The organism is Rhodobacter sp. 24-YEA-8 (assembly GCF_900105075.1).
Classification (GTDB): Bacteria; Pseudomonadota; Alphaproteobacteria; order Rhodobacterales; family Rhodobacteraceae; genus Pseudogemmobacter.
In genome coordinates this window covers 1770879-1795290 of sequence record NZ_FNSK01000001.1, presented here as the reverse complement: position 1 = coordinate 1795290, position 24412 = coordinate 1770879, and the positions used below count along the sequence as shown (strand labels likewise).

The window sequence follows — 24412 nt, the reverse complement described above, 5'->3', positions numbered from 1 at the left end:
TTCCACCCGCAACCCGCGCAGAAGGCGGGGAGAGATCTTGTGCCCTGCAGTTGGCCCGCTGCTGTCGGGCTTCTGACAGACCGGCATCAGCCCGATCAGGCGCATAAGCCGGCGCTTGCGCTTTTCATTCACCTTATGGCCCTTATTGCGCAGGTGCGAGGTCATCTGACCGAGGCCAAAGAAAGGCCTGTCCAGGCCTGCATATTGATCAGCCGCATCAGCGCGAGGCTCTGGTCCGTTTCACCCGGCAGTATATGGTAAAACGACGACCAGGGGAGCGACGGCAAAGCGCAGTGCCGGCCGATCAACTGACCCGGATGGTTGCCTGCACCATGCAGCGCCTCACTTTCCGCCCCATAGCTGCAGCTTTCTTCCCAAAGAAGAGTTGGCCACCGCCAGCTTTCCGATCCTGGCATGCAGATCCAGGACCTCATCGGTCACCGACGCTTTGCGGCCAGCGCGTTCAAAACACCGGATGCGCCATCGAGCAGCGCGCGTTGCCGGTGATTGATCATCGTCGGAAACACGCCGGACAGGCTCGTCTGTTCCGACGCGGGCGCCTCGCCTTTCATGGCCTCAAGGGCCTCCTTCTCCCAGAATTCAGCGGACGTGCTGCTTTCGTTTCGACATCGTCAATCTCCCTCGTGAGGCACATCGGCAGACAGCAAAGACTGAGCTTACATCAATGTCGGGTTTGCAGTGACCACATCAGATTGTGTGCGATCGGGACGTACAGGTCCGCGAGGCCCCTGGATTGCGGTAACCGGGGCCGCTCGCGCGGGACAGACGAAGGCGCCGGCGACATTGCTGCGCCGGCACCAGGGGAAAAGAGCGCCTCAGCGCAGCATTGCAGCGGTATTGCCGCCATCGACGGTGATTACCGCCCCGGTCGAGGTGCGCGCCCGGATCAGCGCGAGCGCGGCCTGGGCGACATCGGCGGCGGTGACTTCGCGATGCAGCAGGTTGCCGCGCATATAGACCTCGGGCGTGACGCCACGGGCGCGGGCGCGCTCTTCGATCATCTGATCGGTCATGAGCCCGGTGCGGATCCGGTCCGGATTGACCGCGTTCGAGGTGATGCCATCGGCCGCATGTTCCACCGCATATTGCTTCATCAAGGCCATCAGCGCGGCTTTCGACGTGCCATAGGGGCCGAAATCGGGGCCCGGATTCACCGCCTGTTTCGAGACGTTGAACAAAAGCGCGCCGCCGGTGCCCTGGGCCTGCATCACCCGCACCACCGCGCGGGCGACATAGTGGTGACCCCAGAAATTCAGCTCGAATGCGGCGCGGAAATCAGCATCCGACACATCAAGCAGCGCGCCCTGCCAGGCCGCCCCGGCATTCGAGACAAGGATATCAACGCCGCCAAACCGCAGCGCCACCTGCGCAATCGCCGCATCTACCGCCGCCGCATCGGTCAGATCGCAACCGATGCCGATGCCGCCCAGCCGTTTTGCCGCCTCGGAGGCCTTCGCGCCGTCGATATCAAGCAGTGCGATCTCGGCGCCTTCCGCGCGCAGGGCCTCGGCCATGGCAAGACCCAGGCCACCGGCGCCCCCGGTGATCACCGCGACCTGACGGGTCAGCGGCTTTTCGGCGACCTTTTTCAGCTTCACCTGTTCCAGCGACCAGTATTCCAGATCGAAAAGGTCTGCCTCGGGCAGCGCTTCGAAAGCGTCGATCCCTTCGGCACCCCGGATCACCTGGATCGTCGCCTCGGCGACATCCGCCCCGATCCGGGCGGCTTTCGCAGTCGGACCAGCGGCAAAGACGCCGACGCCTTCGACGTAGAAGACGCGGGGCATCGGGTCGAGCATGGTCTTGATGCCGCCCGCCCGCGCATTGTTGCGGGTGAAATAATCGGTGTAATCCGCGATATAGGCCGCGATCTTCTCGCGGACCAGCGCCCCCCAGGCCTGCAGTTCACCCGCTTTTGGCGCGGGCAGTGCCAGGCCGAAGCGCTTGATATGGATGACATGTTCCGGTGTCGCATTGCCACGCCGGGTCAGGCTTTCGACATTTTCCGCGCCGCAGAAATCCAGGATATCCTGGGTCACGCGATGTTCGATCACAAAGCGGCGGGGCAGGCCTTCCTGCGCGCCCGGCAATGCGATGGCGCCGCGCAGGATCGGCGCGATCTCTGCGGCGTCTGCCAGCCCGCTCAGCACCGGCGCGGTGCCGAAGGGTTTCGGATTGCCCTCCGCGATGCGGTTTTCGGCGCGGGTGATCGCCTCGATCATAGCCTCATAAGCGACACGCGGATCGTCGGACCAGGTGAAGATCCCGTGTTTGATCAGGATCATCCCGGGCGCATCGGGGCGTTCATTAAAGGCCCTGAGGCAGACCTTCGAGAGGTCAAAGCCCGGCATCACATAGGGAATGACGATATATTCGGGGTAAAGCGCGCGGATCAGCGCCTCGCCATTCGGCTGATTGGTCAGTGCGACAATCGCATTGGCATGGGTGTGATCGACATGGCGGAAGGGCAGGATCGCATGCAGGATCGCCTCGACCGAAGGGTTGGGCGAGGCCGGATCCAGCAACAGGCGGCGCTGCAGCATGACCATATCGTCATCCGACAGCGTCTCGTAATTCACCATCGCCTTCAGTTCGGCAAGCCGCAGCGCGGGCAGGCCTGCCGGTTCGATCTGGCCCATATCCCAGCCCGACCCCTTGACGCAGAGCACCTCGACCGGCGTACCATCATGGTCATTGATCACGGTTTTCACCGATGTATTGCCGCCGCCATGCAGCACCAGCTGCGGCACCTGGCCCAGCAGCCGCGTCGTCCAGGTGCGGATCGCCACATCGCGGTTCACGCCGGCCGCGACATAGGCGGCAACGGTTTTCTCGAAATCCGCATCGGACCACAGGGATTGCATCGGATCTTCTCCTTGGACATTCAGGTCTGAGTTGATGTCAAATGACAGTTATTGGTGTCAAATGTCAATGCGAGTACGAAAGAGATCGGTGAAAGCCTCGCCAAGGCCTGGGTTTCGTGGCAAAGCTGATGGCATGACTGGGCGTGACGGGCAGGGGGACTGATGTCGGCAGAGGCGCAGATACGCGGGCGGGGGGCCGTGCCGGCAGAATTCGACGATATCGTGATCTGGGCCGCCTGGCTCTATTATGAGGAAAGCCTGAACCAGAGCGACATCGCCGCGCGGCTCGGCGTCTCGCGTGCCAGCGTGGTCAATTATCTTCAGGAAGCGCGCGAACGCGGCGCGGTGCGGATCAGCATTGATGCGGGCGTAATGGCGCGGCATTCGCTGTCGCTGGCCCTCGCCGCGCGCTTTGGCCTCGAAGAGGCGCTGGTGGTGCCGGTACAGCCCGGAGACGATGCGGCGACGCGACTTGCAGCCCTTGGAGCCGCCGGGGCGCGGCAGCTCGAACGGATGCTGACCGCGGGCGAGACGCTCTGCATCTCCTGGGGGCGCACGGTGCTGGCAGTGGCCGATGCGATCTCGCAGCCCGTCGAGGGGCTGAGCGTGGTCCAGGTCACTGGCGCGGCAATGGGGCGGCGCGATTTCTCGGCCGAGCTCTGCACCGCGATCATGGCGCGCAATCTCGGCGCGCTGAGCATGGTGATGCATGCGCCGGCGGTGCTGTCGAGCGCCGCGCTCTGCACCGCTTTGCGCGAAGAACCGGCGCTTTCCGAGCAATTTGCGCTGATCCGCAAAGCGCGCACCATCGTCTTTGGTCTCGGAGGTCTCGGGCCCGACAGCACGATGCGGGTTGCCGGCATTGCCGGCACGGATGAGATCGATGCCTATGCAGCAGACGGCGCCGAAGCGGTGCTGATCTGCCGTTTCCTCGATGCCGGAGGCCAGCAGATCCGCCGTGACTTCGACAGCCGCATGATGGGGATCGAACTTGATGAGCTGCGCGCCATCCCTCGCCGGGTCTGCGTGGCAGGTGGCCCGGGAAAGATCGCCGCGCTGCGTGCCACGTTGAAAGGCGGCTATGTCAGCCATCTGGTAACCGATACCGAAACAGCCGCGGGCCTGCTGGCACAGACCCCCTGACGCTTTCTTCCACCCGATAAAAAGATCGGGAAAGGCCCGGAGGGATGCAACACCCCTCCGGCGCTTCGCCAAAGGGCGATCAGCCCTTGATCTTCGCCGTATTCATGAACTCAAGCGTATGGTCAAACGACTGTACACCCGCATCCGATCCAAGCCCGGTCGCCACCAGCGCCGCCGTCGCCTGGGCAAAGTTCAGCGCGGTTTTCAGATCCATTTTGTGATGGAGCGCGGTGATGAAGCCCGCGTCGAACGCATCGCCGCAGCCGGTGGTATCGACCACTTCGATCTCAAATGCCGGCTGGCGCACCACGGCGCCCTTATTGTCCATGAAACAGACGCCGTCCCCGCCAAGGGTAAAGACGCATTGCTTCACCCCGCGATCGAGGAAGAAGCGCCCCGCGCCCTCGACGGTCGTCGCGCCGGAGATCGCCTGAGCCTCTTCGACCGAGGGCATGAAATAGTCGATATGCGGGAAGAGCGGTGCGACGAGGTTGATCGTATTCTCATCGGCGCCAAGGAGGTCAAAGGTGGTGGTCCGCCCGCGCCGCTTGGCCTCGGCCAGAAGTTTCGCGCTCGGCTCCCCGTCAAGTTTGGCCAGAAGACCGGTGCCGCCGAGATGGATGATCGGGGCGGCCAGCACCGCATCCAGCGTTTCGGGGATGATGTCGAAATGATCTGACGCACCGCGCTGATGCAGGGCAGGGCGCTCGCCGTTGCGGCGAATGTTCAGGATCGAGGCCGAGGTCGGCACGCCGGCCAGGCGCTGCATCTGGCTCGTGTCGACCCCGAACCGCGCCAGCGTCGCCAGCACGAAATCGGCCTTCTCGTCATCACCGACCGCACCGACCGCGAGGCAGTTCAGCCCATGCTTCGCCAGATCGACCACCGTTCCGCCGGCTGTACCGGCCACGGTCAGGCGGATCTCGTCGATAAAGGCGACAGAGCCGCCCGGCGGGATCGCATCGACCGGCCGCCCCAGAACGTCAAGAATATAGAGGCCGATGACCGAAACATCATGGCTCATGGTGGTTCCTCCCGAAAGGTTGTTCAGCCGCGCTTTGCTCAGTTGCGTTGGCGCAGCGCGAAAATGGTGCCGGCGATCAGGATGAAGATGCCGACAATGGCAAGCTGCAGCGTCGAGGGGATGCCCACGAAGACCAGCACATTGCTCACCAGCGTGATCAGCAGCACACCCAGCAGGGTGCCGATTACGGTGCCGGAGCCGCCGGTGATTCGCGCGCCGCCAAGGACGACGGCCGCGATGATCTCAAGCTCCATCCCCGCCAGGTCAAAAGGGTTCGCAAGACGGTTCGAGGCGACATGCACGATGCCCGCGATACCAGCCAGCAGCCCCGCCCAGCCGAACACGAAGAGCCGGATATGGAAGAGGTTGAAGCCAAGGCGTTCTGCAATCCCCGGATTGCCGCCCGAGGCAAAGATCGCGCGGCCCATCAGGGTGCGCTCAAGGATGAACCAGGTGGCGAAAGCGACCACGACCAGCACCAGCACGGTCGCAGGCAGGGTCGAGATCACCCCGGTCCCGCCGGTCCAGGTGATGAGGGACGCCTTGCCGAACGCTTCCATCGAGGCGGGCAGGTTCATGAACAGGGCCGTCCCGACAAAGGTCAGCAGCGCCGAGCGGATGATGTACTGCGTGCCGATGGTGACGATCAGCGAAGGCGCGCGCAGGGAATGCACCAAAAGCCCGTTGATCACGCCAAAGACCGCGCCGCCCAGGGCCGCCAGCGGCAGGATCACCCAAAGCGGCATTCCCGGGAAGATATTCGTGACCAGCATGGTCAGCGAATACATTACAAAGGCTGCGATGGCGGTGAAGGAGACGTCAATGCCGCCTGCGGCCAGAACCACAAGGACGCCCATCGCAAAGATCCCCCGCACCACCGAGGCGCGCAGGATGTCGAAGACATTGTTCATCGCGAAGAAATTCGGGTTTGCGATGGCCACGCCGATCACCGTGACCACGATCAGGGCAAGGGTGAAAAGCTCGGGCCGGCGGCCCATCAGATCCCAGATCCGGGCGGCGAGGCCGGGCGTTGCGGCGGAAGAAGTGGCGTCGGTCATGCTGGCATACCCAGGTCTGAGGCGGCGGGCGCGCCGCCGGCCATTGTCTGATAGATGCGGTCTTCGCTGGTGGTCGCCGCGTCATAGGTCGCGGCAATCGCGCCCTGGCGCATCACGAGGATCCGGTCGCAATTCTGCAAAAGCTCGGGCAGGTCATCCGAGATGATGATGACCCCCATGCCGTCATCGGCAAGGCGCTGGATGATGCGGAAAATGGTGTCTTTCGACCCGACATCGACGCCGACCGTCGGGCCATGCAGGATCAGAAGGCGTGGCTCGATGGTCAGCCAGCGCCCGATCAGCACGCGCTGCTGATTGCCGCCGGACAGCGACTGCACCGGGGCCGCGACATTCGGCGCCACGACCTGGAGGTCGGCAATCTGGTCTTCGGCCAGTTTGCGCGCGCGTTTCGGGCTGATCATGCCGATTGCGTTTTTCAGCCGGTCAAGCACCGGCAGGGTCACATTGTCCTGGATCGGTTTTTCCAGAAACAGCCCTTCGGTCAGGCGGTCTTCGGGGACATAGCCGATGCCGTCCCGGATCGCGTCGCCGGGGTTTTTCGGCCAGACGGATTTGCCTTCCAGCCGGATTGCGCCGCTGCTCGCCGGGCGCACACCCGACAGGGCCAGCGCCAGTTCATTGCGGCCGGAATCGAGAAGCCCGGTGATGCCGAGGATCTCGCCCTTACGCAGGCTCAGCGACAGGTTCCGGAAGGCGCGTGTCTGCGTGAGGTTCTCGACCTCCAGCAGCCCCTCGCCGATTTTCGGTTCGGTCCGGTAGCGCGCCTCGGAGATTTCGCGGCCGGTCATCAGCTGGCTGATCTCGGATTTATTGGTGGTGGCGACCTCGCGTTCCGCCACTTTCAGGCCGTCGCGCATGATGATCGCGTGCCCGCCCAGCGATTTCACCTCGTCGAGCTTATGGGTCACGAAGAGCACCGTCACGCCCTGATCAAGAAGGCGGCGCACCACGGAAAGCAGGTTCTCGACCTCCTGGCGGGTCAGCGAGGTGGTCGGCTCATCCATGATGACCAGCCGCGCCGAGGCCGCGATGGCGCGGGCAATGGCCACGAGCTGGCGGGTCGCGAGCGGCAAAGTATCGGTGCGGCGCGTCAGGAAGGCAGCGTCGGTCGGCAGATGCACCTCGGCCAGCGCTTTGGCGGCTATGGCGAACAGTTCCGCCCGTTTCAGCCGCCGCGCCAGACGCCCGCCTGCCGCGACCAGCTGGCCGGTCAGCGCGATATTTTCTGCCACCGACAGGTTCGGCAGCAGGGAGAGATCCTGGTAGACGGTCTCGATCCCGGCCTTCAGCGCGCCGATGGCACCGATATCGCCTGCCAGCGGGCCGGTAGCCTCGCCATCGATGAAGATCTGCCCCGAGGTCGCATTCTGGGCGCCCGAGACGATCTTGATCAGGGTGGATTTGCCGCAGCCATTCTCGCCCATCAGGTGATAGATCTGGCCCGCCTCCAGCGTGAGGCTGACATCTTTCAGCGCCTGTACGCCGCCGAAGGACTTCCGCAGGTTGCGGATTTCCAGAAAGGGCTTCTGGCCGGTGGATTGGTTTGTCTGGCCTGGCTGCGATTGCATCGCGGTCGTCCTCAGCTTGTGGATGCGAAGGCGCGGGCTGAATGCCGCGCCTTCGCCTGGTTGTCCGGTCAGGGAGGGCAGATCAGAACGGGTAGTTCTTGTATTCGTCCTTGCCGACATCAACCCAGGCAGCGCCCTGGATGATGATGCCCTTGCCCGGGCCCTGGGTTACGGTGACGGCGTTATAGCCCGGCACGCCGAGATCGGCGCCATCCGCGATTTCCTCGCCGGCCAGCACTTTGGCGGCGACGACATTCATGACATAGCCCGCGTCTTTCGGATCCCAGAAATAGATGCGGTTGACCGCACCGGATTCGAGGTAGGGGCCGGTGTCTTTCGGCAGGCCGAGGCCATAGACGCAGACCTTGCCGACAAGGCCGGCCTCTTCAACCGCACGGCCGATGCCGATCACGTCGATGGCGGACGAGCCCTGGAAGCCCTTGATATCCGGATAGGCGCGCAGGATTTCCTTTGCCTTGTCATAGGCCTTGTTCGCGTCGTTGAACGACTCGTTCTTGGCGGCGACCAGTTCCATGCCCGGGTGGTTTGCTGCGGCGCTTTCGGCACCGGCATCGGCCCAGATGTTATGGGTCAGGCTGCCGAGCGAGCCGACAAAGCTCGTCCATTTGCCCTCGCCGCCCATGCATTCCGCAAGGCCGTCATTGATCTTGCGGCCGAAGGCTGCGTTGTCGAAGGCTTCGATATCGGCATCTGCGTTGACGATGCTGTCGCCTTCATGCGCGATGACCTTGATGCCACGGGCCTGGGCACGACGCAGCACGCCTTCAAGAGCCGCCGGGTCCATCGGCACGACTGCGATGGCCGAGACGCCTTTGGCCACGAGGTCTTCGATGATGCGGGCCTGTTGCGCGGCATCGGCCTGAGCCGGTCCGACCTGAACCGCGTCAATATCGGCGTGATCGGCTGCGAAGGCTTTCACGCCTTCATCCATCCGCACGAACCAGCCTTCGCCGGTGATTTTCACCACGGTGGTGATCGACTGCTTGTCCTGGGCCATGGCCGCGCCTGCGACCATCGCACCGGCGATCATGGCGCTTCCGGCCAGTTTCGCGAGTGTCTTCATGGTAGTCCTCCTCCGGTTTTCAGGGGCATATGTCTTGCAGCGATCCGGCCTGCCCTGCGGGGCCGGCGCCGCGTCCGTTATCGCGCCGGTCGGAACCAGTACGACAGATTCACCCGCGCCGAGGCCAGCAGCGCCAGAAGCAGCACCCCCCAGGCCAGATCGCGGAAGAAGTTCGAGATGCCGAGAAAGTTGAAGAGGCTCGACAGCATCTGCAATGCGGTGGCGGCCAGCAACACGCAGAGCACACGGCCATATCCGCCTTCGGGCTTAACCCCGCCCAGCACCGCGATCAGGATGGCGATCAGCACGTAAGAGCTGCCGTAATCCCATTTCACCGAACCTGCCCGCGAGGCGATCACGATGCCCGCAACCGAGGCGAGGATGCCGCAGATCGCATAGGTGATGACGATCATCCGCTTCACCGGGATGCCGCCATAGCGTGCGGCTTTCTCGTTCGATCCCAGCAGCATCAGCTTGACGCCAAAGGGGGTGAAGCGCAGCAGATAGCCGATCAGCCCCGCGATCAGTACGAACAGCGCGAAACACAGCGGCACACCCAGCACCGGCAGATTGCCGAAATCATCCAGCGGCGGGATATAGCCGAGGCTGACGGACGAGCCATTGGTCAGCCAGACCGCGATCCCGGTGAACAGAAGCTGGGTGCCGAGCGTGGCGATCAGCGGCGTGAGCCCCGTATAGGCAATCATCAGCCCGTTGATGAGCCCGCCGGCCAGACCCACGCAAAGCGCGATGCCGGCGAAGGTCCAAGAGAAGGCCATCGGCGCATCACCCGGGGGCAGGATGCGGCTTGCGACCAGAAAGGCGGTGATGCCGGCAAGGTTCGCCAGCGCGATCCCGGAAAGGTCGATGCCGCCATTGCCGGAAATCATCGCCAGCGCGACGCCAAGCGCCAGCAGGCCCAGTTCCGGGACCTGCGCGGCCATCACCTGCAGGTTATAGCTGTCAACGAAATTTGCTCCGGCCAGCAGGGCGCCTGCCACCAGCACAATCACATTGATCAGGGCCAGAAACACGGTCTGGCGGTCAGCGGTCTTGATCACGGTTTTCCTCCCGCCGGGGCAGGGGCAGACTGCGCGCCCTGATCCGGTTCTGTATATCGACACAGGTCCGTGACAAATGTCAATGCCTGCTGTCGTATGTCACGAGCCTGTTTTATGGCCTGGTTTGCAGCCTGGTTTCCGGCGGGGCAGCGGGTCATGCGCGGCCCCCTTTGCTCATCAGCGCCGGCGCGTCGCAGGGATGATCCATCAGCGCCGCCAGTTCATCATCGAGATGCAGGATCGAGAGCGAGACGCCCTCCATATCCAGCGAGGTGTAATAGGGGCCGACGAGCATGTGGCTGACAGTGATGCCATGCGCCGTCAGGCGCTGCCGGATGCGGCGGGTGAGGATGTAAAGCTCCATTGCCGGGGTCCCGCCCAGCGAATTGACCAGCACCGCCACCCGGTCGCCGCGCGCGGGCGCCATCTCGGCGAGGATCCGGTCCAGCAGCAGATCGGCGGCGTCATCGGCAGAGACCAGCGGCTGGCGCTCCACCCCAGGCTCGCCATGTACACCGACGCCGATCTCCATCTCATCCGCGCCCAGCTCATAGCCGGGGCGGCCGGTATCGGGCAGGCGGGCGGGCTCCAGCGCGAGGCCCATCGTATAGACGCGCTGCGCTGCGCGCCGTGTCACCGCCTCGCAGGCCTCAAGCGAGGCGCCAAGATCGGCGGCCGCGCCCGCGATGCGGAAGACAAACACATTGCCAGCAACGCCCCGGCGCGATCCGCGGCTTTCGGGCTCTGACGAGGCGATGTCATCGGTGGTGATGATCTGGCGCACCGGGATGCCGCCGGCCTCGGCCATCTCGCGCGCCATCTCGAAATTCATCACATCGCCCGAGAAATTCCCGAAGATATACAGAAGCCCCGCGCCGCCATCGACGGCGCGGCTGGCCGCAAGGATCGGTCCGGGCGGAGGGGCGGCGAAGATATTCCCCACCACCGCTGCATCGGCGAGGCCCTGGCCGACATAGCCCCAGAATCCCGGCTCATGCCCGGCGCCGCCGCCGATCACGATGCCGACTTTCCCCGGGCGCGGGCCCTGTTTTGCCATCACGGCGCGGCTGGTGCCGGGAACCAGGATGATCTGGCCCTCATGCGCCAGAAGCGCGCCTGCAAGGCTTTCATCAACGGCATTCCGTGCCTCGTTGATCAGCTTTTTGCCGTGGTTTCGGGTGGTTGCGGGGCCGGGTGCAACAGGCGCCGGACGGCGGCTGCTTTCCTGCCAGCCATCGGCGGTCAGCACGCCGCGCGCGGTGGCTGCATCGGTCACCAGCACATCGATCAGCCCGCCGCGCAGCGCCGCAAGGATTGCGGCCACCTTGTCGATCCCGCCCGCCACCGCGATCTTTTGCGGCACGCGGCGCAGCCCGTCGAGATCCAGCCCGATGGTGCGGTCATTGACCGGCCCCGCGACCAGCTCGCCCCTGGCCGAGATGAACCGGCCCAGAAGGCTGCCGACCGCGTCCTGGTAATGGGCGTGACGGTCGACGCCTTCGAGGAAGCCCGAGCTGTGGATGGTGCTTTCGGGCCGCATAGACGAGATGCCCATGATAATGCGATTGGCCTCGGACAGGACCTGGAGCTGTTCTGCCAGAACCGGCTCTTCCATCAGCATACTGCGCATCGCTGGCGACGAGACGATCGCGGGCACTGCGAGCGGGATCCAGCGCGCCCCAAGCGCCGAGGCGAGGCGCGAGGCGCAGGCCTCGGGCGTCCAGGCGATGCGTGCGGTGGTCGAACCGGTGGCCTGAACCACGCGAATGTCAGAAAGCCCGGGATGATCCAGCGCCGAAGCCAGCGCCAGAACCGACCGCCCCCAGGTCACCGCCAGCGTGTCGCCCGACCGCACCAGCCGCTTCAGCACCATTGCTCCGGCCTGTCCAAGCCGTTCAATCAGCGGTTTGCCATCGCCTTCCGAGGGGATCACAAGGCAGTCATGCAGGCCGAAATGGTCCTTCAGACCGCGTGCGACCGAGACGGCCCGAAAGCGCTCGGGCTGGATCTCGATATTGACGAGGCCGCGCGCGCGGGCATCGGCCAGCCAGGTGTTCACCGAGGCGCGTGACAGGCCCATCTTCTGTGCGATATCGCTCTGGGTCAGCCCGTCCTCGTAATAAAGCCAGGCGGCCCAGAGCAGCGCATCATCGCCAAAGCGCATCGGCATTTCCGCCAGCGCGCCGCTTTCGGGTTTCAGAGCCATCAGCCGGCCCCCCGCGCAAGATGGGCCTTCAGACCTTCGCGCAGGCCCTGGATGATGATCACCGCCGAGGCCGCGCCCGGGTCGATATGACCCAGCGTCCGGCTGCCCAGCCGCGCGGCGCGCCCCAGGGCTGCAACCATGGCGCGGGTGGCATCGCGGCCCTCATTTGCTGCGGCTTCGGCGGCGGCAAGGGCGGCCAGCGGGTCGGGGCCGGCGGCGGCAACCGCGCGCGCCGCAGGCCGCCAGGCGTCGAGCATGGTCTTGTCGCCGGCGCTCGCCTTGCCGCGCCTTGCGATACCCTCATGGAAGGCGGTGACCAGTTCGGGGATGCGCTCGGCAGGAATGGTGTCCATGCCGCTGAACAGCTGCGCGGCGCTGAGGAAGGCCGAGGCGTAAAGCGGCCCGGTGGTGGCGCCCACCGCATCGAGAAAGCTCTCGGCGGCGATGGGGAAAAGGTCGCCCGCGCCCTTGCCCTCCCGGGTCGCGGTGACAAGTGCGCGGGTCAGGGCGGCAAAGCCTTCGGCCATGGAATTGCCGTGGTCGCCATCGCCGATGGCGCCGTCAAGCGCGCCAAGCGCCGCGCGTGCCTCTCCGATCCGCAACGAGACGGTGCGGAACAGGTCGGTCACATCTGCGGCGCTCAGATCGGTCATATCAGGCCAGCCGCTTCAGGGCGGCATCCGCCAGCGTGGTCAGGATCAGGCAGCAGGATGTCGCGCCGGCATCCGGCACCCCGCGCGAGCGTTCCCCAAGCCGGCTGGCGCGGCCGATCTTTGCCACCAGATCAACGGTCGAGTCGCGGCCTTTGACTGCGGCCTCAGACATCGCCGTCAGCGCGGCAGCAAGGCCCTGGGATTTCGCCGCATCAAAGGCCTCGACCGCAGGCACCAGACAATCGATCAGTGTCTTGTCACCCACCTGGGCCGAGCCGGTCTTCCTTACGCCCGCAAGGGCCGCGTTCATCACATCGGCGAAACCATCGGCATCCAGGCCCGGGCGGCCCGCAACCTCATCGGCCATTCCCTGGAACATGAAGCCGTAAAGCGGGCCCATCGAGCCGCCGATCTCGCTCATCAGCACATCCGAGAGGATCCGCAGCGCCTGATCGAGGCTGGCATCCGCCGGGATCCGGTCCGCGGCGCGGCCAAAGCCCTTGGCCATATTGATCCCGTGGTCGCCATCGCCGATCAGCCCGTCGATTTCCGACAGATGCGCCTTATTGGCGACGATCACGGCGGCGATCTCGCGGACAATCCCGGCGCTGCCCGCCACCGGCACAGATGCGCCGGTGAGGGTGACATTCTTTGCAATCGTGGTGGCGGTCGCAGCCGCGCTGGCGGCATGGCGGCCATGGGCCACCCCTGCGTTTTTCGGCGCTGCCACCGCACCCGTGGCCATGCCAGGCGCCTCGGCTGCAAGATCAAGGAGCTCTTTCAGCTCGGCGTCCAGCGCCATCACGGTCAGCGTCGCGCCGACCATCTCAAGCGAGGTGAAGTAATTGCCGACGAAAGCCTTGTGAACATGGATACCCTTTGCATCCAGCTGGCTCTCGATCCGGTCATAAAGCACGTAAAGCTCGTTGATCGGCGTCGCGCCAAGGCCCGAAAGCAGCACCGAAACCTCGGCGCCCTCCTGCAGCCCGTGATCGCCCAGCACGATGTCCAGCATGTCATCGGCCACCGCATCGGCAGTTTTCAGCGCCTCGACGCGGACGCCGGGCTCGCCGTGATGGCCGATCCCGACCTCCATCGTGCCTAGCTCGATTTTGAAATTCGGATGGCCCACGGCGGGCAGGGTGCAGGGCCCAAGGCCGACACCGACCGACCGACAGGCATCAATCGCCTTTTGCGCGGCCTGGATTACCTCGGCCAGAGAACCGCCTTTGGCTGCCTTCGCGCCGCCGATCTTCCACATGAAGATCTCGCCCGCGACGCCGCGCCGGCGCTCGCGCTCGGCCAGCGGGGCCGAGCAGACATCGTCATTGGCGACGACTGTGGCGACCTCGATCCCGTCGGGGGTCACCATCTCTTTCGCCATGCGCACATTCATATTGTCGCCGGCATAGTTGCCGTACAGCACTGCGACCCCGGCGCCGCCATCTGCTGCGCGGATCGCGTCGGCAAAGCTTTTGGCGGTCGGCGAGGAGAAGAGCTCTCCCACCGCCACTGCATCAACCAGATTGCGGCCGGTATAGCCGATAAAGGCGGGCTCATGCCCCGAACCACCGCCGGTCACGATGCCGACACGGCCCGGCTGCGGCGCCGCAGTCGAAACGACCACACGCGGATTGTCGGGATCAAGCCGCACAAGATCGCGATGCGCACGGACAAATCCCGCGACGGTTTCATCGACGATATCGTCGGGGTTATTGAGGAAGCGTTGCATATCTGATCCCGTTTTCCGTTCGCAGCCAGCCCGCCTCCATGCCCCGCGCAGGCTGCGCGGTCTGGCCGGATTTGGGACTGTGCTGGTCTCCTCCGGACGGCGGGCTGCAAAGCTGCGCGCCCCGTCCTGCGCCTGTTTTTTCGCGTCGGTTGATTTTTGTCAAGACGCAACTGAAAAATGTCAGATCCGCCTTGGGCGCGCGCCGGCGGCACAGATTTCCCTGCCGCCAGTGCCGCCGGATCTGTGCTGTGGTGATGCGACCGCTCCGCGATGGCATCTGCGTGCAGGGTGGGCCTGCGAGGCTCCGCAGAGGAGAGCGGTCATGGGCCTTGTTGCAAATGCCGCCGACAAAACCGGGTCACGCTGCGGATATCGATCCGCCTTGCACCGGGTCCGCTGAACCTGCCGGTGGGCATCGGGCCATGTGCGCGCCACTGGTCCGGGAAACCCTGGCGACCTGCCTTCTTCTTGTCGAGGTCGCGCTTAAGAGCCGTGAGAGAGGCTTCCTCGCTGCGGCGGGGAGGTTTCCTTGCCGCACAGATATCGGCTATATGAAGATCAGTCAGGTCACCGAAGGTGTGCAGGCGAGCGACGGACGATCTGTTGGGGGCAACCCCTGATCGACCAGCGTCTCAGCTTGCCGGATCCATTTCGGGGCGTTGTCCCGACGCACTGAAGTCTCGCTCGAGTAGCGGCCTTTCCGTCTGATCCGGACCCGGTATGCGCCGGAGGGAAGCTTGGAGATCGAGGCCATTTCGTTTGCGCTCTGTGTGCAATGAGTCGTCGTAAAGAGGGGTATTCGGGGATATCAGGGCGTAACTTCGCGTAAGGGTAAACTGGGTCAACGGATTGAAGATACTATAAAAATGCTTGAAAATCAATCTCATAGACTATCTGTCGCCCCGATGATGGACTGGACTGACAGAAATTGTCGTTATTTTCACAGGATCATGAGCCGACGCGCCATGCTCTATACCGAGATGGTGACTGCGCCTGCGATCCTTCACGGGCCCAAAGCGCGGCTGCTGGATTTCTCCGGCGAAGAGCATCCGGTGGCATTGCAGCTTGGCGGGTCTGACCCGCGTGAACTGGGCGAGGCTGCGCGGATCGCGCGCCCCTGGGGCTATGATGAAGTGAACCTGAATTGTGGCTGCCCTTCCGACCGGGTGCAGTCGGGCTGTTTCGGCGCAGTGCTGATGAAGGATCCCGATCTCGTCGCGGAATGTGTGACCGCGATGCAGGCCGAGGCAGATGTGCCGGTGACGGTAAAATGCCGGATCGGGGTCGATGATCAGGACGAAGAGGCAGTGCTGCCTGCCTTTATCGAGCGCCTCGCGAGGGTCGGGATCACGCATTTCATCATCCATGCGCGCAAGGCCTGGTTGCAGGGTCTCTCGCCGAAAGAGAACCGCGAAATTCCGCCGCTGAACTATGACCTTGTCTTGCGGATGAAGGCCCGGTTCCCGGAACTGACCATCTGCCTCAACGGAGGTGTTGCCGATCTCGCGACCGCCAGAACCCTGCTTGATCAGGGGCTTGACGGGGTGATGGTCGGTCGGGCGGCGTACCACGATCCCGGCCAAGTGCTGATCGGGGCGGATGATCTCTGGGGCGAAGAGCGGACGCTGTCGCGCGACGGGGTGGTGCGGCAGATGCTTCCCTATATCGACGCCCATATCGCTGACGGCGGGCGGCTGCATCAGGTTACCCGCCATATGCTGGGGCTGTTTCACGGCCTGCCCGGCGCGCGGGGCTGGCGTCAGGTTCTGTCAACGAAAGCGAGCCGTGAGGGCGCAGGGGGGGATGTCGTGCTGGAGGCGCTGGAGCAGGTCACCCGGTTGCCTGCGTGACAGACCTTAGACCGAGCCGGGCGCAGGCCTGACAGGCGGCTGATTTAATCCCGTGCGGCATTGATGATGTGACCGCCGCCCGACTGCGTCAATGTGCCAAGGTGGGTCAGCAACGATCCACAGAGGAGGACGGTCATGTTTGAGATTACCACGGTCGGGCTCGATCTTGCTAAGAATGTGTTCCGGGTTCATGGGGCTGATGCCTTCGGGCGAGCTTTGCTTAGGAAGAGGCTGCGGCGCGACCAGGTGCTCGACTTTTTCGGCGGGTTGCCACATTGCGTCGTGGCCATGGAAGCGTGCGGCGTCGCGCATTTCTGGGGCCGCGAGATTGGCAAGCTCGGCCATGAGGTGCGGCTGATCCCGCCCGCCTACGTGAAGCCCTTCGTCAAGCGGCAGAAGAATGATGCAGCAGACGCCGAGGCGATTTGCGAAGCGGCAGTGCGGCCGACGATGCGCTTTGTGCCGGTGAAGAGCGAGGAGATACAAGGCGCGGCCATGGTCTTCCGCATCCGAGAACTTCTGATCCGTCAGCGCACTCAGGCAATCAACGCCCTGCGTGGCCATCTGACCGAGTTTGGTCTGATCGTGCCGCAGGGGGCGGCCAATGCGGTTCGGCTGATCGCCATCGTGAAAGATCCGGACAATGGCCTGCCCGCCTACGCTGTTGCCACTTTGACGGTTCTGGTCGCCATGCTTTTGCATCTCGAGGCCGAGATCGGCAAACTCAACGCCGAGATCGAGCGCCGAGCCAAAGAAGATGCTGTGGCCCGCCGGCTGATGACGGTGCCCGGGATCGGGCCGCTGATTGCCACAGCCATCACGGCGCTGGCACCATCGCCAACGATGTTCCGCAAGGCGCGTGACTTTGCCGCCTGGCTCGGCCTCGTGCCACGGCAGCACTCAACAGGCGGCAAGCAGCGGCTTGGCGCTACGACGAAGATGGGGGAGCGATCTCTGCGGCGCCTGCTCATCATTGGCGCCAACAGCGTCATCATCAAACGGCACTGCCATGCGGCGGCGCAACCGGGCACATGGCTCGGCGGCATGCTGACGCGCAAGCCGCCAATGTTGGTGCGGGTCGCGCTGGCTAACAAGATGGCACGCATCGTTTGGGCCCTGATGGCCCGAGGTGGTGTCTACGAGGCTCCGGCCGCAGCGGCGTAAGCCGTCACGGTCGCGAGGACGTCGGAGCGAAGGAGGGCAAGGAGCAGTTTGGCGCAATCGTCGTGAGACGGGATCGGGAGAACCTGTGTGCAACAGAGTGACTTCGAGCACGCGGCTTTGATCTGGACCCGACCTTCGAACACCATACGGGCCCGCGGCAGAGAGACGGTCGTATCATGAGGCCGGACACATGTCAGCAGCCGATGACGCGCCAAAAGAAGCTCTGAAGATCCCTCTTGCGCAAGGGGCGGTTACACATGTTGCACTATCCCTGTGAGCTTCGGATTCATGTTTGTGAGTCAGCGGCTTAGGGTAGGCACATGAGCAAGCCTGTCCCCCTCTTCCGCACAACGAACTGCTCCGGCTACAGCCAGGTGCTGGCGACTCCCTGCTGGTGTGGTTTGATCCGGAGATGTCATGGTTCACGACCCCGAGCGGCAAGGCGGGTCATCCTGTGAAGGTGCAGATCCCGTATCGCGCGGCGTCCGGGCCGCTGCACCTGCTGATGGACAGCACCGGTATTAAGTTCCCGCGCGAGGGGGAGGGGCTGGTCCGCAAGCACGGGGCCGGTCGCCGTCGCCAGTGGCGTAAGCTTCATATCGTTGTTGATGCTGATACGCTGGAAGTCCGGGCGGTCGGGGTGACCAGCAGCCGTATCGGTGATGTCGAGCCGGTAAAGTGCCACCGGTTCAAACGAACCGGCGAGGCGTTTTGCCGGACCCGCTGGGGCAGGTCCCAACTGATGAGCGGATTGAGAGTGTCACTGCCGATGGCATTTATGACATCAAGGGGCGCCATGCCCCATCGCTGCCCGAGGTGCCGATGCCATCATACCTCCAGGACAAAATACCAGGGCCTGGCAGGGAGATGATCCCGGCCTGCAGGCGGGTAGCGCTTCGTTGCGCGCCTGCAAACGCTTCGCGCGGGCCAACTGGAAGAAATGGTCCGGATATCACCGACGAAGTCGCGTGGAAGCCAGGATGACCTCGCCGGTTCACTCGAACCGGTGGTCTTCACCTGCTCGACCTCAAACTCCTCGGCGAGCGCGTCATGGCGAGAGACTTCAACAGGCAGGATGCGGAGGTTCAGAGACGAAACGCACCCATGAACTGCTTCACATCACCTGGCTCGCCTGAGACCCTTCACATGCGCTGACACAAGCCGGGCAAGGGACACATGCGGCCTCAATCCGAATTACGTAACAAAGCCCGGTGGCAGGATCACTGCATCCTGACCCGATCAGGCGCGCCGCTGGTTGCGGCCCCGTTTCAGGCAAGGGCCGTCTCGTCCAGCGACCAGGCAAAGCCGGAAAAGCCGTCGCGGAAGGCAAAGACCACCAGATGTTTGTCGACGATATAGCGCGCTTCGATGATGCCGCGCACATCTTCCGCCGAGACCTTCACCGAGAGGCCGCTGGCATCGGCCTCCATCTTGAGCGGTCCCGGGCCGAGCGTGGCCCGCCCGTGATGCGCGTCCACTTCGACCTCGATCTTATGGGCGAAATGCCGGAACAGTTGTTGCATATATTTCGAGCCATTCTGGGTCTCGAAACGCGCCGATGATGTCAACATCGCTGGATCCTTCGCTTTTGTCCTTCCGGATCTAAGAGCGGAATCTCCGCCGGGCAAGACCGGGTTTACGCTCAGCCCGGGGGTGCGAGCGTGCAAATTCGCACTGACGCGCGACAGGTTGCGACAGTTATGCGATCAATGCACGAGACGCAGATGCCGTGCCGCAGGGGGATGGGTCGGGCGATGGGCCGGTCGTTGCGAGGGGGCCAGTGAGGGTCTCAGTGAGGGGCGCTGCGAGGCGGTGCCGGCGGCAACAGGGGCAGGGTTCAGGCCCTCGGCCTGGGTGGCAGATTTCGCGGCGGCCTTTGCGGCGGCGGTATTTTCCGCATCCTCTGCCGGGAAACGCGCCGCGAAAGACAAGGCCACCTGGATCAGAAGCGGATCCATCCGGCCGCCGGTGACTTCCAGCACCGGGCCGCGCGCGAGATCGGCGCGGTCGCGGCGCATTGCGTGCAGCATGAGGCAAAAGGCGGCCTCTTCGGGCGTCACCTGATCGCGGCAGGAAATGCAGAGCGGGTTGGCGTAGTGGAAATCCTCGTCCCGGGCCTGGCGCAGCGCCTGAATCACCGCGAGCAGCCCATGCGCGATCTGCGGGCCCCGCGCCTGGCCCCAGCGTTCGGCGGCAATCGTATAGGCGCTCTGCCAGGCCTGGCTTTCGGGCCGCGCGAAGGCGGTCATGAAATGGCGGGTGACGGCGAGCATCCCGGTCTCGAAAGCATCGAGCCCCAGCGAGGCAAGCGGCAAAGCATCGGCATCGGCGAGATGTTCAGGCATCGGGGCAGGTGGCTCCGGTCGGGGGCCGTTTCGCAAGGTACAGTCCCGGCTTATGCTGGTCCTGTGCGGAAACGGTCGCTGTTTCGGTAAACTGGGGCGGGCGTGGGAGAGCAGGCAAGTCGCAGATCGTAAAGTCAGGATGACATCGGGCGGCGCGCCCGGACATATCTGGCGAAAAGCTGGACATGTATTTCCTATTAAAATACTCGGAATTGATCAAGCCGAATGTTTGCTATCTTTTCAGTGGCTTGCCCCAGGGGCGTGTTCACATTCAAGCGAGGCGCTGCTGCGAGAAATCAGAAAATCGCCCGGCGCGGAAAGCTCCGGGCCGGGCGATTGAACTGGTTTATCGATTTGGCCATCCGGCAAACTGACCAGCCACCTGGTCTGTCAGTCCCGGATCCCATAGGCAGAACGGTCGGAAGGGACTGGGGTGAACCCGGCCCGCAGGAGCTGCGGCTGATCAGATGCGGCTCCCCCGGAGAACATGGCACCGGAGAACACGCCCCCTTCTGCCATCACCGGTTGTGACCCGCCGAGGAGGCCGCGCGGCGCGATCACGAGCATCATGGCGGAGCCATAGGCGAGCGCAAAAACGATTGCCGCCAGAACCGGCCCCCGTGTCAGAGCGTGTCGCTTCCGGGAAATGTCGTTCATATGTTTCTCCCTCTGGCAGTTTCGGGAAGCGGAACGAGCAGTGGCGACAGTCTGCCATGGAACGGGAGGCCTGTGGTTCTCAGTTTTTGCCCCGGTGCGGAACTATTTCCCTTTCATGTTTAAATTTTGGGAAATATTTGCTATACATCTGGCGAGTTTTTCGCAATCGCAGGAATTTCTTCGCATCTGCAGCATTGCGGAAGGCCGGGGCCGCGAGATAAAAAAGCCTGCCGGATTGCTCCGGCAGGGGTGTGCTGATCAGGAGATGCCTGTGCTCTGATCAGTAGCAGACATACCAGTATTCGCAGTAGCCATACCAGTCGCACCAGTATTCCCAGTAACACATGGCACGGTTCTGGGTTTCGGCGGCATCGCGCAGGCTGTCGGCTTTGGCGATGATCAGCGGGTCATCCTTGGCCAGCGCCACGGCCTCATCCAGCACCTTGCCCAGATCGACCGGCGTGCCGCCGGTTTCAATCGTGGTGCCAGCCGTCACGTCGAGCATCATCTTGACGCCCGCGATCATCGCCAGCGCATCACCTTTGGAACGACCATAATTGATCATCGCATTGGCGGTTTGCAGGGTGGAGCCCTTTTCAGCCTGTTCGGCGGGTTTCATCGCAGGCGGGGCGGCGGGGGTCTCGGCGGTTACAGGAACGCCGGAAGCAGTTACGGCGGCGGCAAAAGCCAGAAGCGTAATAAAGCGTTTCATGTGTTTCTCCGGTTCCGGAAGGGCGCGGTGCCTTCCGGGTGAAATTGGGATGTGCTGTCTCGCTCAGGATTTCGGGACCGGCACGTGCCGAGATTGCTGGATCCCTGTGAATCCGGCAAATGAATTACATCGTCATGAAATGGTGACAGGGCGGATTTTCCCTGTCAGGACTGGCCCGGGCGCAGGTTTCCTGCCGCGCCCGGTGCCGGAAAAGGCGGCGTCTTCAGCTGCGAATGCCGGCAAAGCGCTGTTGCCAGTCGGCGCGCTCTTCATCGGTGATCTTGCGGAAGAGGTTTTCGGGCACGGTGAAGGCGCTGCCCGCGACCACGCCGGCCATGGCATCGGCGACATCCTCGGGCCAGGCCCAGTCCTCGCGCCCAAGCGACGCCATCATCGCCGCCGCGGCATCCGGGATGAAGGGGCGCGAGAGCACCGCGTAAAGCCGGATCAGGTTGAAGCCGAAGCGCACGATAGCCTGGGCGGCCTCGGGGTCGGTTTTCACCACCGACCAGGGCGCGGCGGATTGCAGATATTCATTGCCGGCAACCCAGATCGCTCGCAGCTCGGCCGCCGCCTTGCGCACTTCGATCGCATCCATCAGCCGTTCATATTCGCGGATCCGAGTGCTCAGATCGGCGATCAGCGCCGCCTCCTGCGGGCCATAGGCGCCGCCTGCAGGCACATCATCGCCGAATTTCGACCGCGCGAATTTGGTGATGCGGGAGACGAAATTCCCCAGCACATCGGCGAGATCCTTGTTCACTGAGACCTGGAAATTCTCCCATGTGAATTCGGAATCCGCACTTTCGGGGGCATGGGACAGCAGCCACCAGCGCCAGTAATCCGAGGGTAGGATCGAGAGCGCCTGGTCCATGAACACACCGCGCCCGCGCGAGGTCGAGAACTGGCCGCCGTCATAATTCAGGTAATTGAAGGATTTGAGGTAATCCACGAGCTTCCACGGCTCGTTTGACCCGATGATCGTTGCCGGGAAGGACAGCGTGTGGAAGGGGACGTTATCCTTGCCCATGAACTGGTAATAGGTGACGTCAGAGGCGCCTTTGTCGGTGCGCCACCAGCGTTCCCAGTCAGCGGCCGGACGACCATTCGCATCCGCCCATTCGGCAGTGCAGGCGATATATTCGATGGGAGCGTCGAACCAGACATAGAAGACCTTGCCTTCCATCCCCGGCCAGGGCTGGTCCCCCTTTTTCACCGGGATGCCCCATTTCAGGTCGCGGGTGATGCCGCGATCCTGCAGGCCATCGCCATCATGCAGCCATTTCTTCGCAATCGATGTGGTCAGGACCGGCCAGTCTTTCTTGCCGTCGATCCAGGCCTCGATCTCGCCCTTCAGCGCCGACTGGCGCAGGTAGAGATGTTTGGTCTCGCGCAGCTCGAGATTGGTCGAGCCGGAGATGGTCGAATGCGGGTTGATCAGATCGGTCGGGTCAAGCTGCTTGGTGCAATTGTCGCATTGATCGCCGCGTGCGCTCTCAAACCCGCAATTGGGGCAGGTGCCCTCGATATAGCGGTCGGGCAGGAAACGGCCATCATCGATGGAATAGAACTGCTTTTCAGTGACTTCGCGGATCAGCCCGTTATCGGCCAGAACCCCGGCGAAATGCTGGGTCAGGCGGTGGTTTTCCGGGCTGGAGGAGCGCCCGAAATGGTCAAAGCTCAGCCGGAAGCCCTTTGCCAGATCGGCCTGGACGAGATGCATCTCGCGGCAATAGTCCTCGACCGGCTTACCGGCCTTTGCAGCTGCAAGCTCTGCGGGGGTGCCATGCTCATCGGTCGCGCAGATGAACATCACCTCATTGCCGCGGCCGCGCATATAACGGGCAAACAGATCCGCAGGCAGCTGCGAACCAACAAGGTTCCCCAGATGCTTGATCCCGTTGATATAAGGAATTGCAGAGGTGATGAGAATGCGGGCCATGAAGACGCCTTTCGACCGGTTCGGATCCGGGGTTTAACGCGGGGCGCCGCCAAGGGCCAGTGCTTTGCGAAAAACCGCCCCCTCCGGGCCGGGCTGCCCCCCGGGGACCGCCTGTCATGACCGGGGCAGGGCCGGATCATCGCTCTGGGCGGGGCAGGGCTTTCACCTGTCCGGAAATATCCCGGGGGAGGCTCCGCCAAAGGCGGGGCCTGAGAGGTATCGAAGGGCAGTGCCCCCCTCTTTTACGGCGCGCAATAACCCCCATCGACCAGGTGATAGCTTCCGGTAACAAAGCTCGCCTGGTCCGAGAGCAGGAACAGGACCAGCGACGAGACCTCGTCTGCGCGCCCCAGCCTGCCGACAGGATGTTTCGAGATCAGCCAGTCGCGGGTCTCCTTGTCGAAGCCCGAAAGCAGCGGCGTGTCGATAAAGGCGGGGCCGACCGCATTCACCCGGATGCCCTTGCCGCCATATTCCATCGCGGCGGTTTTCGTCAGGCCCAGCACGGCATGTTTCGCCGCGACATAGGCCGCCGATCCGGCAAAGCCCTGACTGCCGAGGATCGAGGCCATATTGACCACCGCACCGCCGCCTGCGCGCTCCATTGCGGGCAGGCCAAAACGCAGTCCGTAGAAAACTGCATTCAGATTGACGGCGATCACCCGGTCCCAGCCGTCCAGCGGATAGGCGCCTGTCGGGGCTGAGGGGCCGCCGATCCCGGCGTTATTGACCAGAAGATGCAGCCCGCCATGCTGTTCGGCCAGCGCGATCTGGGCCTCCACCACCGCGGGATCCGCAACATCGCCGTAAGCCGCAACTGCCGCGCCCCCTGCGGCGATGATCTTTGCAACCGTCTTTTGCGCTGCATCCTCGGTCAGATCCGACACGACCACGACAGCACCGGAGGCGGCAAGATCCAGCGCGACCGCCTCACCGATCCCCGATCCGGCCCCCGTCACCAGTGCCGTTTTTCCGTCAAACCTGATTTCCATATTCAGGGCTCCTCTGTGTCCGGGATGGGCTCAGGGTACAGTCTGGGCCTTCCGGGGCGTCCCTGCCTTGATCTGGCGCAAACCGTCCCTGCGGAAGGGGATGTACTGATGTGAAATCCGGGTCGCAGGGGGCGGAGTTCCGGGCATTGCCGCAGACAGCGATACCGCAGGATCAGCCGCCGATCACCGACCTGCGATTTCAGACGGGCCATGCCGGGTGCTGGTTTGGCGGCCTTTTGCACAACCCTGGCTCTCATGCGCCGGCCTGTCCGGGCGGCCTTGCCTCCTGCCTCCGGTGCCCGCAGTCTCGCCCGC

General features: G+C 63.8%; 19 protein-coding genes and 1 pseudogene. 4 read left to right on the top strand and 16 right to left on the bottom strand.

From position 1 onward, the window contains the following. Positions 1 to 437: 437 nt before the first annotated feature. Positions 438 to 572, bottom strand: a complete 135-nt coding sequence (locus BLW25_RS25235) for a hypothetical protein (RefSeq protein ID WP_290438669.1) — start codon at positions 570 to 572, stop codon at positions 438 to 440. Positions 573 to 836: 264 nt separating this feature from the next. Next, positions 837 to 2885 carry a bifunctional aldolase/short-chain dehydrogenase gene (locus tag BLW25_RS08860; RefSeq protein WP_092898267.1) on the bottom strand — a complete coding sequence of 683 codons (2049 nt, stop codon included), beginning with the start codon at positions 2883 to 2885 and terminating at the stop codon, positions 837 to 839. Between the two features lie 162 nt (positions 2886 to 3047). On the opposite strand from BLW25_RS08860, the gene BLW25_RS08855 reads away from it, so the two are divergent. Next, positions 3048 to 4028, top strand: coding sequence for a sugar-binding transcriptional regulator (locus tag BLW25_RS08855; protein ID WP_092898265.1), 981 nt, complete (start codon positions 3048 to 3050; stop codon positions 4026 to 4028). A gap of 79 nt (positions 4029 to 4107) precedes the next feature. Here the strand turns inward: BLW25_RS08855 and BLW25_RS08850 are convergent, their stop codons facing one another. The 8 genes from BLW25_RS08850 to dhaL (BLW25_RS08815) form a co-directional block, all read right to left on the bottom strand. Further along, a complete protein-coding gene (locus tag BLW25_RS08850; protein WP_092898263.1) occupies positions 4108 to 5052 on the bottom strand; it encodes a carbohydrate kinase family protein in 945 nt (314 codons plus the stop codon). A gap of 38 nt (positions 5053 to 5090) precedes the next feature. Next, positions 5091 to 6110 (bottom strand): ABC transporter permease, encoded by a 1020-nt coding sequence (locus BLW25_RS08845; RefSeq protein ID WP_092898261.1) that lies wholly within the window; start codon positions 6108 to 6110, stop codon positions 5091 to 5093. After that, a complete protein-coding gene (locus BLW25_RS08840; protein WP_092898259.1) occupies positions 6107 to 7699 on the bottom strand; it encodes a sugar ABC transporter ATP-binding protein in 1593 nt (530 codons plus the stop codon). Before BLW25_RS08840 ends, BLW25_RS08845 begins: the two co-directional genes overlap by 4 nt. Positions 7700 to 7781: 82 nt before the next feature. Beyond that, positions 7782 to 8783 carry a substrate-binding domain-containing protein gene (locus tag BLW25_RS08835; protein ID WP_092898257.1) on the bottom strand — a complete coding sequence of 334 codons (1002 nt, stop codon included), beginning with the start codon at positions 8781 to 8783 and terminating at the stop codon, positions 7782 to 7784. A gap of 77 nt (positions 8784 to 8860) precedes the next feature. Further along, the gene (locus tag BLW25_RS08830; protein ID WP_092898255.1) at positions 8861 to 9844 is read right to left on the bottom strand and encodes an ABC transporter permease; all 984 of its coding nucleotides are present in this window, start codon (positions 9842 to 9844) and stop codon (positions 8861 to 8863) included. Between the two features lie 154 nt (positions 9845 to 9998). Further along, positions 9999 to 12050: a bifunctional sugar-binding transcriptional regulator/dihydroxyacetone kinase subunit DhaK gene (locus BLW25_RS08825; RefSeq protein WP_253188321.1), complete on the bottom strand. Its 2052-nt coding sequence runs from the start codon at positions 12048 to 12050 to the stop codon at positions 9999 to 10001. After that, a complete protein-coding gene (dhaL, locus tag BLW25_RS08820) occupies positions 12050 to 12703 on the bottom strand; it encodes a dihydroxyacetone kinase subunit DhaL (protein WP_092898253.1) in 654 nt (217 codons plus the stop codon). Before dhaL (BLW25_RS08820) ends, BLW25_RS08825 begins: the two co-directional genes overlap by 1 nt. 1 nt (position 12704) lies before the next feature. After that, positions 12705 to 14435 carry a dihydroxyacetone kinase subunit DhaL gene (gene dhaL / locus BLW25_RS08815; protein ID WP_092898251.1) on the bottom strand — a complete coding sequence of 577 codons (1731 nt, stop codon included), beginning with the start codon at positions 14433 to 14435 and terminating at the stop codon, positions 12705 to 12707. Between the two features lie 866 nt (positions 14436 to 15301). On the opposite strand from dhaL (BLW25_RS08815), the gene dusA reads away from it, so the two are divergent. The 3 genes and pseudogenes from dusA (at position 15302) to BLW25_RS08795 (ending at position 18604) form a co-directional block, all read left to right on the top strand. Next, entirely contained in the window at positions 15302 to 16285 is a 984-nt protein-coding gene (dusA, locus tag BLW25_RS08805) for a tRNA dihydrouridine(20/20a) synthase DusA (RefSeq protein ID WP_092898247.1), read from the top strand. A 135-nt stretch (positions 16286 to 16420) separates the two neighbouring features. After that, entirely contained in the window at positions 16421 to 17449 is a 1029-nt protein-coding gene (locus BLW25_RS08800; RefSeq protein WP_092898245.1) for an IS110 family RNA-guided transposase, read from the top strand. 320 nt (positions 17450 to 17769) lie between these two features. Beyond that, positions 17770 to 18604: pseudogene (locus BLW25_RS08795) on the top strand (IS5 family transposase). Between the two features lie 113 nt (positions 18605 to 18717). On the opposite strand, the gene BLW25_RS08790 reads toward BLW25_RS08795, so the two are convergent. The 6 genes from BLW25_RS08790 to BLW25_RS08765 all read right to left on the bottom strand — a co-directional run bounded on the left by BLW25_RS08790 (position 18718) and on the right by BLW25_RS08765 (position 24097). Next, on the bottom strand, positions 18718 to 19020 hold the full coding sequence (locus tag BLW25_RS08790; protein ID WP_253188312.1) for a DUF2218 domain-containing protein: 303 nt from the start codon (positions 19018 to 19020) through the stop codon (positions 18718 to 18720). 135 nt (positions 19021 to 19155) lie between these two features. After that, complete coding sequence (locus tag BLW25_RS08785) at positions 19156 to 19794, bottom strand: hypothetical protein (RefSeq protein ID WP_216279343.1); 639 nt, start codon at positions 19792 to 19794, stop codon at positions 19156 to 19158. 390 nt (positions 19795 to 20184) lie between these two features. Then, a complete protein-coding gene (locus tag BLW25_RS08780; RefSeq protein WP_092898243.1) occupies positions 20185 to 20451 on the bottom strand; it encodes a hypothetical protein in 267 nt (88 codons plus the stop codon). Positions 20452 to 20731: 280 nt separating this feature from the next. Continuing rightward, positions 20732 to 21163 carry a hypothetical protein gene (locus BLW25_RS08775; protein ID WP_092898241.1) on the bottom strand — a complete coding sequence of 144 codons (432 nt, stop codon included), beginning with the start codon at positions 21161 to 21163 and terminating at the stop codon, positions 20732 to 20734. 223 nt (positions 21164 to 21386) lie between these two features. Beyond that, entirely contained in the window at positions 21387 to 23105 is a 1719-nt protein-coding gene (gene metG / locus BLW25_RS08770) for a methionine--tRNA ligase (protein ID WP_092898239.1), read from the bottom strand. A 242-nt stretch (positions 23106 to 23347) separates the two neighbouring features. After that, positions 23348 to 24097 carry an SDR family NAD(P)-dependent oxidoreductase gene (locus tag BLW25_RS08765; RefSeq protein WP_092898237.1) on the bottom strand — a complete coding sequence of 250 codons (750 nt, stop codon included), beginning with the start codon at positions 24095 to 24097 and terminating at the stop codon, positions 23348 to 23350. Positions 24098 to 24412: the final 315 nt, after the last annotated feature.